Genomic DNA, 12737 nt, shown 5'->3' on the forward strand with positions numbered 1-12737 from the left:
CAGTTGTTTGGCCGTTGGGATGCCCGGCGAGCGGCACTCATCGGGTCCCGGACAACCCGGCAGCGACCAGAAGGCGACTCAGCGCACCCCGGTCGGCGAGCTCGCCAGGGCCCCACCGCACCACCCGAAATCCGTCGGCGCGCAGGTGGTCCTCGCGCACCTTCTCGGCGTAGACGACATCACCCGGTGTGCGCCCACGTAGGTACTCGTCCTTGAGGTACTTGCCCCGTCCGTCGAACTCCCCGATCAGCCGAAAGCGCGGCCACTCGAAGTCGGTGTAGTACCACCCGCCTCGCGGATTCGGGTGCCGGCACTGTAACTCGGGATCGGGGAGGCCCAGCTCGAAAATCGCGACGCGGCTAATCGACTCCCCCGGATTGTCGGCGTTTGGACGTGCGAAGGCTATGGCCCGCTTCGCTTTGGTGCTGCCACGCAATGACCCACACCGGGCGAGCATTTCGGACAGTTCGTCCGAATAGACGAGCACCTCCGGGGTGGCCCGCCGAGGATTGATGCCGTGGTCGAGTGCGACAACGGCATCTTCGAAGCTTGCCGTTCTGGCCAAGTCGAGCAGGGTGCGAGCCGGGCTGGTCACGAGCACGCCGTCGAGTTCGACGACCTCGGCCCAATCGAACGCAGTCCGATGCACGAATACGCCGTTCTTGCTGCGCACCCGTGCCGCCGGCACCGCCAGGACATGCACGGCTTCTGGCCAAGCGCCACCCAGCGGGATGCCCCACAGCGCCGCGGCGGACTGGTGGCTGACGACGGGGTCATGCCGCCTGGTCGCCACAACGGCACGAATGTGGTCGACGTATCGGTCCCGTGACGCCAAGCCGCCCCAGCGGTCCATCGTCGTGAAGACCCCGCGGCGCAAGCGGGTGCCCTGCCCCCGATCGACAGATCTTCGAAACTGCCGGGCATCCGTGTCGGTCACACCGATGTTCTTGACAAGGAACAGGCCCGTTCGTGGGTCCAGCCGGTCATCAGTCATGTGGCGAGACTCTCAACCACCGTGTCAGCGATACCCGGCACCCACCCACCTGTGCACTCCTGACCCGGTGCCCCGACTGGGGAGGGACGGTGCCGCCAATTCGCTTCTGTTACCCCTGCGGACATGTGCACCCCGCGTGCCGGGGCCATATGTCCGCACCGGGACCATTTGGGGCGGGGCAGGCTAGCTCGGGGCGGAGCGGGACAGGCGCAGGGCGCGTCCGACCAGGCCCAGCGCCAGCCAGCCGAACGCGGCGACGACCCCCGGCCAGGGCAGGGTCAGGGCCAGGAGCAGGCAGCCGGCCACGCCCAGGTACTGCACCCAGCGCGGCAGCCAGCGCTGCTCGCCCGGCTGCCGCAGCGCGGCCAGATGCGCGATTGCGTAGTAGACCAGCACCGCGGAGGCCGAGAAGCCCACCAGCCGGGCGGCATCCAGCAGCAGCACGCCGAGCACCGCGACCAGGCCCATGGCCATCTCCGCCGACACCGGGGTGTTCAGGGTCGGCGACACGCGGCTGAGTGCGCCCGGCAGGTCGCCTTCCCGCGCCATCGCCAGCCCGGTGCGGCTGAGTCCGGCCAGGATGCCGGCTAACGAGCCCAGGCAGGCGATGGCCGCCAGCACCCGGACGATGACGGTCCACGGCTCCGCACCGCCGACGAGGTCGGCCAGCGGCGAGACCGAGTCCGCCAGGCCCGCCGGTCCGAGCACGAGCACGCAGAGCACTCCGATCACCGCGTAGACCACCAGGGTGACGCCGAGGGCGGCCACGATCGCGCGGGGCAGGGTGCGGCGGGGGTCCCGCACCTCCTCCCCCAGCGTGGCCATGCGGGCGTAGCCGGCGAACGCGAAGAAGAGCAGGCCGGCCGACTGCAGGATGCCCGCCCCGCCGCCGACCAGCAGCGACCCGGTGTCGAACGAGGCCGTGAGCGACCCGCCGGCAAGCCCGGCAGCCACCACGACCACCAGCATGAGCAGCCCGCCGAGCACCAGGAACACCACCGCGGCGCTGAGCCTGGCGGTGCTGCGCACACCCGCCAGGTTGACGGCTCCGAGCACCAGGATCGCCATTACCGCCACCGGCCGGGCCTGCTCCGGCCACAGGTAGCCGCCCAGGATCGAGGCGATGGCCGCGGCCGAAGCGGTCTTGCCGGCCAGGAACAACCAGCCGGCGGAGAACCCCCACCACGGGCCGAGGGTCGCCCGCCCGAACACATAGACTCCCCCGGACACCGGATGGCTCATCGACAGCTGTGCCGAGCTCAGGGCATTGAGCGAGGCGACCAGCCCCGCCAGAACCAGCCCGATCAGCAGACCGGAGCCGGCGGCGGCCGCCGCGGGCACCCACACGTAGAACACCCCGGCGCCGATCATCGCGGCCAGGCCCAGCACCATCGCCCCGACGGTACCGAGGTGCCGCTGGAGGGCACCCTGGCCCTCCCGCCGATCCGTAGCGTGCATGCGGCAAGGATACGGCCGCAAGGTGAACCGCAGGCATCCGCGATCGGGCGCCCTCAAGCCGGCGCGATCTGATTTACTGGAGGGCACTCATGAGCGACTTTCACCCCGAACTCTCCGGTTACGAACCGACGGACTCCTCCCGGCCCCTCCGCGGCCGGCGGATGGTGCTGCTCATGCGCATCACCGTGATCCTCGGCCTCGTCGCCCTGCTCGTGCCCGGCGTGCTCACCACCATGAGCATCGCCTCGGCCACGGCCACCAGGGCCTGCGCCGCGGCCGTGACGCGCTACTACCCGCTCTCTGAGGGCATCGACGCCAGGTTCGAGCTGGTCGGGGCGGGCGGCTTCGGCTGGCAGTGTTACGCAATCGACCAGAACGAACGCCAGACCTTCGTCATGCCGCTGGGCATCATCCCGGGCCCGTTCCGGCCGCCGGCCGCCGGCGTCACGACCTAGTCCGACGAAAGGCGCCCGATGGGACCCACCTTCACCTTCACGACGGCACTGTGGAACACCGAGAGCATGAACGCGTGGGTGTTCGTCTCGCTGCCCGCCGACCAGTCAGACGAGATTCGGGAGCTCACCGACGGACTGCGGGTCGGCTTCGGCTCACAGCGAGTGCGGGTGGCCATCAACGGCTCAAGGTGGGCCACCTCGATCTTCCCCGAGAGCGCCACGGGCCGGTTTGTTCTGCCGGTGAAGAAGGCCATCCGCGAGGCCGAGAAGATCGGCGTGGGCGACACAGCGACGGTCACCGTCGAACTCGTGCTCTGAAACGCGACAAGGCCGGCCCCGAAACGGGACCGGCCAACCGCGAACGTGCTGAGTGCGAGCCTTACGCGGCGCCCTCGAACATCGATGTGACGGATCCCTCGTCGAAGACCTCGTGGATGGCGCGCGCCAGCAGGGGCGCGATCGGCAGCACGGTCAGCGTCGGGAAACGCTTGTCCTCGGGGATCGGCAGGGTATCGGTGACGACGACTTCCTGGATGGCGTCGTTCTGCAGCAGCTCGAGCGCGGGCGGGCTGAAGACGGCGTGCGTGGCGGCGACGACGACACCGATGGCGCCGGCGGCCATGAGCGCCTCCGCGGCCTGCACGATGGTGCGGCCGGTGTCGATCAGGTCGTCGACGATCAGGCAGACCCGGCCCTTGACCTCTCCGACGATCTCGTGAACGGTGATCTGGTTGGGCACCAGGGGGTCGCGGCGCTTGTGGATGATGGCCAGCGGGGCGCCGAGCTTGTCGCTCCAGATGTCGGCGACGCGCACGCGGCCCATGTCCGGCGACACGATGGTAAGGGTGGACGGGTCCAGCTTGGCCCGGAAGTGCTCGAGCAGCACCGGCATGGCGAAGAGGTGGTCGACGGGGCCGTCGAAGAAGCCCTGGATCTGGGCGGCGTGCAGGTCGACCGACATGATGCGGTCGGCGCCGGCCACCTTGAACAGGTCGGCGACGAGGCGGGCGGAGATCGGCTCGCGACCGCGACCCTTCTTGTCCTGACGGGCGTACGGGTAGAACGGGGCGACCACGGTGATCCGCTTGGCCGACGCACGCTTGAGCGCATCCACCATGATCAGCTGTTCCATCAACCACTCGTTGATGGGGTTGGTGTGCGACTGGATGACGAACGCGTCGGCACCGCGCACACTCTCGTCGAACCTGGCGTAGATCTCGCCGTTGGCGAAGGTACGCGCGTCGGTGGGGATCAGCTCCGAACCAAGTTCTGCGGCGATGTCGATCGCGAGTTGTGGGTGTGCTCGCCCCGAGATGAGCACCAATTTCTTCTCGCCGCTGCTCTTGATTCCAGGCACCTAGTCTCCGCTCTGTGACGCGGCTGTCGCCGCATCTGTTCCCGGCCGGTTGGTCTCTACCCAACCGACCATATTGCGTTGCGGAGCCACGTTGATCGCGAGCGCCCCGGCCTGCACGTCCTTACGGACCACAGTTCCGGCGCCCGTGTAGGCTCCGTCACCGATTCTAATCGGCGCGACGAACACGTTGTGCGACCCGGTGCGCACATGGGACCCGATCACCGACGGGTTCTTGGTCACGCCGTCGTAATTCGCAAAGATCGTGCCTGCGCCGATGTTGGAGTGCACCCCGACCGTGGCGTCGCCCACGTAGCTGAGGTGCGGCACCTTGCTGCCCTCGCCGATGACGGCGTTCTTGGTCTCCACGAAGGTGCCGATCTTGCCGTCGGCGCCGAGCCAGGTGCCCGGCCGCAGGTAGGCGAATGGGCCGACGGTGGCGCCGGCGCCGATCACCGCGAGAGTGCCGTCGGTGCGCTTGACCGTGGCCCCTTCGCCGATCTCGCAGTCGAGCAGGGTGGTGTCCGGGCCGACGATCGCTCCGGTGGCCACCGTGGTGGAACCGAGGATCTGGGTGCCCGGCAAGAGGGTCACGTCGTTCGCGAGCGTGGCCTTGAGGTCGATCCAGGTGGTGGCCGGGTCCTGCACGGTCACACCGGCCAGCTGCCAGCCCCGCACGATGACGGCGTTGAGCTTGGCGGCGGTGTCGCTGAGCTGGGCCCTGTCGTTGATGCCTGCGACGAGCCAGGCATCCGCCACCGGCACGGCGCGCACCTCCGACCCGGCGGCGCGCAGCAGACCGATCACGTCGGTGAGGTACTTCTCGCCCTGCACGTTGTCGGTGGTGAGTCTGGCCAGCTGGTCGCGCAGCTCGGACAGGCCGAAGATGTACACGCCGGCGTTGATCTCGTCGACGGCGCGTTCGTCGTCGTTGGCGTCCTTGTGTTCCACGATCCGGTCGAAGCCGCCGTCGTCGCTGCGGATGATGCGGCCGTAGCCGGTGACGTCGGTCGGGAACGCCGACAGCACGGTGGCGGACACCTCCGCGCGTTCCCGGTGCGCCTCGATGAAGTTCGCCAGGGTCGCGGCGTTCAGCAGCGGCACGTCACCGCTGATCACGAGCACGTCACCGTCGAAGTCGGCGGGCAGCGCGGCGACGGCCTGCTCCACGGCGCGACCGGTTCCGGGGATCTCGTCCTGATCGACGAGCAGGCTCTCCGGCAGGTCGAAGGCGACGAGCTCGGCCAGGCGCTCACGCTCGTGCCGGAGCACCGTGATCACGTGCGCGGCATCCAGGGCACGGGCCGTGGCCAGCACATGGCTGATGATCGGCAGTCCGGCGAGCGGATGCATGAGCTTGGGCAGGCTGGACTTCATGCGGGTGCCCTGGCCGGCGGCCAGCACGATGATAGCGAGGCGGGAATCGGTCACTGTGGTCCTCTCAACTGTGCTCTCACACATGAGCTCCGCCGCCAGGACTCGAACCTAGACCTAACAGCTCCAAAGGCTGTCGTGCTGCCATTACACCACGGCGGATTGCATCGGCTCGGGGCCGGGCAACGGAGTCAAGTCTGCCAGATGCGCGGACGCCCCGCGTCATCCGCGGTTTCCGGGGTCGACGAAAACCGGATAATGGACGGATGCCTGCTCATGACGAAGTCGACCGGATCGTTGATGCCTGGTTGCGGGAGCGCCCCGACCTGGATTTCGCGCCGCTTCAGGTGTTCTCCCGCGTCGCCCGGCTGAGCAAGCATCTGGACCGTGCCCGCCGCACCGCGTTCTCGCGGTCGGAGCTGGACTCCTGGGAATTCGACGTGCTGTCGGCGCTCCGCCGGGCCGGCGCCCCGTTCGAGCTGAGCCCGAAGCTGCTGCTGCAACAGACCCTGGTGTCCAGCGGAACCATGACCAACCGTATCGACAGGCTGGTCGAACGGGGCCTGGTCACCCGCCGCACCGACCCCAACGATGGCCGCGGCATCTTTGTGGGCATGACCGCCGGCGGATTGACCCGGGTGGATGCCGCGATCACCCGTCTGGTAGACGCCGAGGCCGCCCTTCTGGCCAGCCTGCCCTCAGCAGACCAGGAGCGCCTCGCCGCCCTCCTGCGCAAGCTCAGTCTCGACTTCGATTGAGCGTTACGCCGGCTATCCGAACCGGCCGTTGACGTAGTCCGCCGTGCGGCTGTCGATCGGGTCGCCGAACATCAGGTCGGTCGGCCCGTGCTCGACGATCCCGCCGGGGGTGCCCTGGGCGGCGAGGAAGAACGCGCAGTTCTGGGAGACCCGCTGGGCCTGCTGCATGTTGTGGGTGACGATGACGATAGTGACCTCGTGGGCCAGCTCGAGCATGGTCTCCTCGATCACCCGGGTCGACGTGGGGTCCAGGGCCGAGCACGGTTCGTCCATCAGCAGGATCCGAGGCGTCACCGCGAGGGACCGGGCAATACACAGACGCTGCTGCTGCCCGCCGGACAGCCCGCCGCCGGGGGCACGCAACCGGTCCCGAACCTCGGCCCACAGCCCGGCCTTGGTCAGGCAGCTCTCGACCAGATAGTCCTTCTCGTCGTTCGAGGCACGGACGCCGGTGAGGGTGAGCCCGGCAATGACGTTGTCGTAGATCGACATGGCCGGGAACGGGTTGGGCTTCTGGAAAACCATGCCAATGTGCTTACGGGCGTCGACGAGTTTGCGTTCCGGATCGTAAATGTCCTCTCCGTCGAGCAGCACCTCGCCGGCCAGGCTCGCTGACGGCACGAGCTCGTGCATCCGGTTCAGGATGCGCAGGAATGTCGACTTTCCGCAGCCGGATGGGCCGATCAGGGAGGTGATGACGCCCGCCGGCATGGTCAGGTTCACCCTGTCGAGCACCTGCCGCTCGCCGAACCAGGCCGACACGTTGCGCCCCTCCAGGGTGGCCAACGGTCGCGGCTCCACCGCGATGTGCAGCCCGACGGTCGGGGTTCGTGTGCCCATGCGGGCCGGAAAGGCGAAGCCGCGGGACCGCCGCGCCCGACGGTCTGGCTGAGCCCGGTCGGCCGGGTGAGCGGGGCGAGGGGCCGTCGTCACGGCCGGCAGCACCTGCGTCAGCTCGGCATCCTGGGTGGACTGGGTCATGAGGACTCGTTTCGTTCGCTAGAGCAGGTTGGGGAGGAGCCGAACGGCCTGGTCGGCGACGAAAAGCCCACCGACTGCCACGACCGGGATGAAAACCGTCCAGGCCTTCTGCAGGCCGACGCGGCGGAAGGACCAGATCATCGCCAGTTCAATCAGGAGGAAGAATTGGAGAGCGAAGGCCAGCGCCCACACCGTCGTGGTGTCGGTTGCCAGTTCCTTGTGCGACGCCGGCAGGGTGACATAGCTGGTCTGGCGGATGCCCGCCGGCTGTGTCTCGCTCGTCAGAACGGCATCCACCCTGGCCACGCCGCCCGGCACGAAGGCCGCCCCGCGCGCGGTCTCCAGGATCAGACGGCTCTCCCCCGCGGCCAGCGGGGTCGGTGCTGGATCTCCGGCGTAGCGCACCCCGATCACTTCGAAGGTCTGCTCGCCCTGGCCGGTAAGCACGGTGAACACCTGGCCGGGCGCCAGTTCCTGGATGCGCGCGAACGGCCCGCCGTACGCGGCGGCCCGGCCCATGACCACGCTGATGCCGGCCTGGCCGGGCAGCACAGTGTCGCGGCGGTGCCCGGGACCCAGGCGGGTGGTCCCGGAATCGGAGCCCTCGACAATAACCTCGTGCACACCGAGCGAGGGGATGTCGATGATCGCGAGCGGGGCGCCGTCGGCCAGGAGCACCTTGTCGACGGTTCCCTCGCTCACCGGCGCCGTTCCCTGGGCCAGTTCCACCCGCAGCGTGTCGGTGAGCTGCTGCTGGGAGACGAGGTGCTGCAGGTTTCCCAGCACCGTGAGGTTGGCGAGGAAGCCGAAGATCAACGCCGCGACAATCGCCAGGATGGCGCGCAGCAGCAGGTCAGCCGGGGTGAGGACCAGCACGGTCGGCGGTGCCGGCATGCGGCGCGGGGGTTTCGGCGGCTGGCGCGGGCGCCATCCCTTGGGCGGCTGCGATCCGACGGGCGTTGGAGCGTCAGGCTGTTCGTAGGACGGCTCAGGAGCCCGGCCCGGCTTCCAGCCGCGCGGCGGCCTGGTCAGGGTCACGATGCGGTTTCCGCGACGCTGACGGGAAAGAGCCTCTTGGTGAGGAACGCATAGCGAGCGGCGACGGACAGGCCGACGACCAGACTGGCGACCAGCAGTACGAAGTATGGCGGAACCAGAAGCAGTGCGTCCCGGGTGACCGGTGTCATCGCGGTGCCGTCGACACTGTCCGGCGGTGTCAGGGTCACGTGGCTGTTGAAGACGCTCCACTGGCTCACATCGGTGAAGGTCGTGGTGACGGTGCGGGTTTCACCACCGGCCAGGTCGGTGAGCGAGGCGTCATTCGCGGCACGGATTTGTAGGCCGACGGCGTTGTCCACCCAGAACCGGAGGGACGAGCTGATCGGATTGTCGGTGAGGTTTTTCACCGTGAACGTGAGCACGATGTCCCCGCCGTCGGGACCCGCGGTCGGGTGTGCGGTCGCGGTGAGCCCGCTCACGGCGAGGACGCCGGCCATGACGACGGGGTCCGTTCCCAGCGCCTCCGTGGCCGCGGAGCCCACCGGGGTCACCTGCGTGGTCAGGGAAGTGACGGGCGCGGCGGGCCTGGTGCTCGCCCGAGTCGTGGCTGCCGGGCTAGGTGCTGAGGTGGAGCCGAGGACGCTGACCGTGAGGCTCACCCCATCCGGGTCTTCGTTCGCCTGGGCGCTGACGGCGAGTCCCATCAGGCCGATCACGGGCACCAGCGCGCAGAGCGCCACGATCAGGAGGTGACGCACGGTGTGGGAGATGAGCACAGTCAAGTTAGTCTGGTCCGGTTTTCTCTGAGCTGTTGGTGGAGCAAACTACAAGCAAACGCGCGGGGAAGAAATGGCGGCGCACGCTCGAATGATCTGCCTCGGAATGGATGAGATCTGGAAGTAGCGGCTAGGCCGTGGCTTCCTCGCGGGCTTTGCGGCGGGCCTCGGCCTCTGTGTAGGCGATCCAGGCCGTGGCGCGAGCCGAATCCCTGGAACGACTCAGTCGCACGACGAGCAGGACGAACCCGGCAAGGACCAGCACGATCACGAAGGCCCACGGCACAACGAACAGATCGCTGCTGCGCTGGGCGGAGGGCAGGAGCCCTGGCGGCAGGGCATCTTCGTCGACAGTGGCTGCGAGGGAGACCTGCGGGTTGAGGTAGATCCATGGGCCCACTCCCGGCACGACGATGGTGACGGTGCGGGAGCTGCCGGGGAGCATCTCGGGGATCGGCGTCCGGGTCAGGTCCGACAGCGGGATGCCGAAGATGCCGCGCACCTGGGCGACGGTGTTGGCGCCCAGCGAGACGTTTCCGGTGTTCTGCAGGCTGATGGTGAGTGATGTTTCGCCGGCGAACGGATTCAGCTCACCGCGGTAGGACGAGGAGATGCTGCTGATGGTGAGACCGGGCTGGAGTTCCCCCTTCACCCTGGCGTAGAGCCGGATGGCGACCCGGCGGTCCACCGTCACCTGGCCGGCCGGGGAGAGGGCAGAGACGATGATGCCGCCGGCGTGGTCGCCGGGCTGGGCGTCGGCGGGCACGGTGACCGTGAACGGGATGATCTGCGAGCCGCCGGGTTCCAGCGTGACCTCGACCTTGTTCGCGCCGTTGTCGAAGCTGACCCAGTGCCCGACATCGACGGTCTCCACCCCGCCGTCGAGCAGGGAAAAGCTGCCGTCTTCAGCGTTGAAGGCGTCGGTGGCGTAGACGGTGACGGCCTGCGCGGTGGTGCCGGTGTTCTGCACCAGGTATTCGTCTGCCACCTGCTGGCCGGGGTCGACCTGATAGCTGTAGCGCGAACGGGTCTGGTCGACGCTGCCGTTGGCCGCCGGGGATCCGGCGATACCGTCTGAGTCATCCGCCCAGGCGCCGGCGGCACCGAGGCCCACGGTCAGTCCCAGGGTGACGAGCAAACCCGACGAGACGAGGGCGAGGCGGCGGGAGCGGGTGCGGCGGTTAGTCACGGTCGGCGATCTCTTTTCTGGCGGAAGGTACGGGGTGAGGAGGGGAGGGACGGCGTCAGACACCGCCCCTCCCCCGTCATTCAGGTGCTGATTACTTCGAGACGACCGTCAGGGTCATGGTCGACGTGTAGGTACCCGCCGCCTTCGCCTGGGGAGCGACAAAGGTCAGTCCGGCGTTCAACACGCTGGCGCCGACGGTGCTGCCTGCCGCCGCCGCGGCGAAAGCCGCCGGGTAGGAGGCGGAACCGGCGACCTGCGCGGCGGCGGCGGTGACACCAGTCGCCGTGGTGCCCGTCGCGGTGACCGACGGTGCAACGCCGAGCTGGGTCTTGCCGATGATGCTGGTTGTGTCCGCGGAGTTCACGAAGTCAGCGACATTGGCGGTCAGGTCCCAGCCGTTGAGGGTCAGAACACGACCGTCGTTCACCGTGACGGCACCGAGGGTACCGGTGGTGGTCGACTTGTTGTCCACCAGGGACGGGGTGCCGAAGGTCGCCGCGGCGCCCGCCGGAACCGTCAGCGCCAGCACGCCGTTGGTGGCACCGACGACAGTCGGTGCCAGGGCGATCGTGCCGGAGGTGCCCTCAGGGGCAGGGTCGGTCGGGTCGGTCGGGTCGGTCGGGTCGGTCGGCGTGGCGTCTGCGACCGCCGCAGCGCGCCAGACACCGGTGCCGGCGTCGACCGTGATGGTGCGGTAGAACGCGCCCACGACGGTGACGTCGTTGTTGATGGTGCAGGCCACGCCGAGGCTGTATGTTCCGCCGGCAGCCTTGGCCGCGGCCTGGCCGGGAAGACCGTTGATCAATCCCTCAGGCATGAGCGGAGCCAGCAGCACCGACAGGTCGAGGGAGGGGTCGAATCCACCCGGGGAGAAGGCCGTCCAGTTGAGCACGGTGCGCTCCTGGCCGACCGGGGAGAGGAACTGCTGGGCGCCTTCAGAGCCGACCGGGCAGAACAGCGGTTCGCTGGGGTCTGTGGCGGAGTTGGAGGACACGGCGGATTCGTCCCACGCGAACGGCGAGCCGGCGGGGATCAGTTCGCCGGTTGCGCCGTCGTAGAGGTACATGGGTCCGTCGGAGCCGTTGGTCTGCGGGGCGGCCTGGGCCGCCGTCGCTGCACCGGCTACGAGGGCCAGGGACATCAGGCCGGCTGCTGCGATGCTGGCTTTTCTGCTGATCTTCATTGTCATATTCCTTTTGTGAATGTGCGCGGGTGCGGGCTAGGCAGTTTTGAGAACGCGGAAGGCGGTGGTGTTGGACGGGGCGAGCATGCCGAACTTCTTCTTGACCGCGCCCGGCTGGTTGGCCAGAACCGAGGCGGTGTTGGTGAGGCTGGTGACCTTGGTCGGGTCGACCAGGCCGGCAAGCTTGGCGTCGTACTTCGCGTTGGTCGGGTCGACCCGCGCGAATTCGACAACCAGGTAGGTGTCGCGGCCCCAGGTGCCGTTGCTGTAGTAGGAAGCGTTGGGAACCATGGCGGTTCCGGTGCCGGTGACCGGCGCGACGCCGGAGACGAGGGAGCCCAGGGTGCCGCTGCCGCGCTTGTCGTAGCTGGCGCCGGTGTTCATGGCGATCCAGCGCGAGACGGCCATCGGCATGACGGACTCGGCCGTCAGGGTGGTCGCGTCGTGCTCCTGGCCCTCAACGACACAGCCACCCTCCGCGACCGTCAGCATGCTGGCCTCGGTGACGCCGATCTTGCTGATGAAGTCCTTGCGGGTTCCCGATCCGGCCTGCGGAATGATCGGGGTGACGGTGACGCCGCCGATCTTGAATCCGGCCGAGCACTCATAGAGGCTCTTCATCTGGGTGGCGGTGATCGAGCCGATGCCGCTGGCCGAGCCCTGGTAGGCGTAGGCGATGGCGTCGCGGGCGAACGGCACATACAGCAGCTCACCGTTCGCATTACTCGTGCCGGCGCTGGACGAGCGGGCGATGTCGACCTGGCCGGTGATGGTCACGTTGGCCGGTCCGCCGGCGGTGCCAGAGGTGTATGCGGCGCCGTCGATGGAGCGGCTGAGCGCCTTGACGCCGTCGCCGGAGCCGTTGGGCCGGCCGAGACGAACGCCGGAAGACTTGGTGGTGATGTAGGGCGTTCCGGTGGCGTCGAACGAGCCGAGCGTCGAACCGGATGCGGTGGTACGCACGGTGGATCCGGTGATTCGAGTGCCGTTGGCCAGTGCGCCGACAACGTCTTCGAGGGTGTCGGATCCGACGATGGAATAGCTATTGGAGACGGGCTCGGCGTATGCCGGTGCAGCGAGGGCAATTCCAGACAGGGTGACGCCGACAGTCGCGCAGAGCGCAATAGCCTTCTTCGAAATCACGGTGATGCCTTTCGGATGTGATGCAAGGAACGGAGTCCGGGCGGATCCGTTTGTCCCGACGTGCGCGCCCTGG

At 68.4% G+C, this 12737-nt stretch carries 13 protein-coding genes and 1 tRNA gene; 3 read left to right on the forward strand and 11 right to left on the reverse strand.

Annotated features, from left to right (window positions below; genetic code table 11):
• Positions 1-37: 37 nt before the first annotated feature.
• Positions 38-994, reverse strand: coding sequence for a hypothetical protein (locus tag B7495_RS11785; RefSeq protein ID WP_088456730.1), 957 nt, complete (start codon positions 992-994; stop codon positions 38-40).
• 183 nt (positions 995-1177) lie between these two features.
• Positions 1178-2452 carry an APC family permease gene (locus B7495_RS11790; RefSeq protein ID WP_088456731.1) on the reverse strand — a complete coding sequence of 425 codons (1275 nt, stop codon included), beginning with the start codon at positions 2450-2452 and terminating at the stop codon, positions 1178-1180.
• Between the two features lie 89 nt (positions 2453-2541).
• Between B7495_RS11790 and B7495_RS11795 the strand changes: the two genes are divergently transcribed.
• Both B7495_RS11795 and B7495_RS11800 read left to right on the forward strand, forming a co-directional pair.
• Positions 2542-2907: a hypothetical protein gene (locus B7495_RS11795; RefSeq protein WP_088456732.1), complete on the forward strand. Its 366-nt coding sequence runs from the start codon at positions 2542-2544 to the stop codon at positions 2905-2907.
• Positions 2908-2925: 18 nt separating this feature from the next.
• Complete coding sequence (locus tag B7495_RS11800; RefSeq protein ID WP_088456733.1) at positions 2926-3225, forward strand: DUF1905 domain-containing protein; 300 nt, start codon at positions 2926-2928, stop codon at positions 3223-3225.
• Positions 3226-3286: 61 nt separating this feature from the next.
• On the opposite strand, the gene B7495_RS19255 is transcribed toward B7495_RS11800, so the two are convergent.
• The 3 genes from B7495_RS19255 to B7495_RS11810 all read right to left on the reverse strand — a co-directional run bounded on the left by B7495_RS19255 (position 3287) and on the right by B7495_RS11810 (position 5797).
• Entirely contained in the window at positions 3287-4264 is a 978-nt protein-coding gene (locus B7495_RS19255) for a ribose-phosphate diphosphokinase (RefSeq protein ID WP_134479672.1), read from the reverse strand.
• A complete protein-coding gene (gene glmU / locus B7495_RS19260; RefSeq protein WP_198415067.1) occupies positions 4265-5722 on the reverse strand; it encodes a bifunctional UDP-N-acetylglucosamine diphosphorylase/glucosamine-1-phosphate N-acetyltransferase GlmU in 1458 nt (485 codons plus the stop codon).
• A 3-nt stretch (positions 5723-5725) separates the two neighbouring features.
• Positions 5726-5797: transfer RNA gene (locus tag B7495_RS11810), tRNA-Gln, on the reverse strand.
• A 104-nt stretch (positions 5798-5901) separates the two neighbouring features.
• On the opposite strand from B7495_RS11810, the gene B7495_RS11815 reads away from it, so the two are divergent.
• On the forward strand, positions 5902-6393 hold the full coding sequence (locus B7495_RS11815; RefSeq protein WP_088456734.1) for a MarR family winged helix-turn-helix transcriptional regulator: 492 nt from the start codon (positions 5902-5904) through the stop codon (positions 6391-6393).
• A 12-nt stretch (positions 6394-6405) separates the two neighbouring features.
• Here B7495_RS11815 and B7495_RS11820 read toward each other — a convergent pair whose 3' ends face one another.
• The 6 genes from B7495_RS11820 to B7495_RS11845 all read right to left on the reverse strand — a co-directional run bounded on the left by B7495_RS11820 (position 6406) and on the right by B7495_RS11845 (position 12664).
• Positions 6406-7374, reverse strand: coding sequence for a phosphate ABC transporter ATP-binding protein (locus B7495_RS11820; protein ID WP_240632227.1), 969 nt, complete (start codon positions 7372-7374; stop codon positions 6406-6408).
• Positions 7375-7392: 18 nt separating this feature from the next.
• The gene (locus tag B7495_RS11825; protein ID WP_088456735.1) at positions 7393-8268 is read right to left on the reverse strand and encodes a sortase; all 876 of its coding nucleotides are present in this window, start codon (positions 8266-8268) and stop codon (positions 7393-7395) included.
• A 140-nt stretch (positions 8269-8408) separates the two neighbouring features.
• On the reverse strand, positions 8409-9149 hold the full coding sequence (locus B7495_RS11830) for a hypothetical protein (protein ID WP_088456736.1): 741 nt from the start codon (positions 9147-9149) through the stop codon (positions 8409-8411).
• Between the two features lie 130 nt (positions 9150-9279).
• Positions 9280-10338, reverse strand: a complete 1059-nt coding sequence (locus B7495_RS11835) for a WxL protein peptidoglycan domain-containing protein (protein WP_166788905.1) — start codon at positions 10336-10338, stop codon at positions 9280-9282.
• A gap of 91 nt (positions 10339-10429) precedes the next feature.
• Complete coding sequence (locus B7495_RS11840; protein WP_166788906.1) at positions 10430-11521, reverse strand: WxL domain-containing protein; 1092 nt, start codon at positions 11519-11521, stop codon at positions 10430-10432.
• 36 nt (positions 11522-11557) lie between these two features.
• Positions 11558-12664, reverse strand: a complete 1107-nt coding sequence (locus B7495_RS11845) for a hypothetical protein (protein ID WP_088456739.1) — start codon at positions 12662-12664, stop codon at positions 11558-11560.
• Between the last annotated feature and the right edge of the window lie 73 nt (positions 12665-12737).

This window comes from Cryobacterium sp. LW097, assembly GCF_002205495.2.
Classification (GTDB): domain Bacteria; phylum Actinomycetota; class Actinomycetes; order Actinomycetales; family Microbacteriaceae; genus Cryobacterium; species Cryobacterium zongtaii.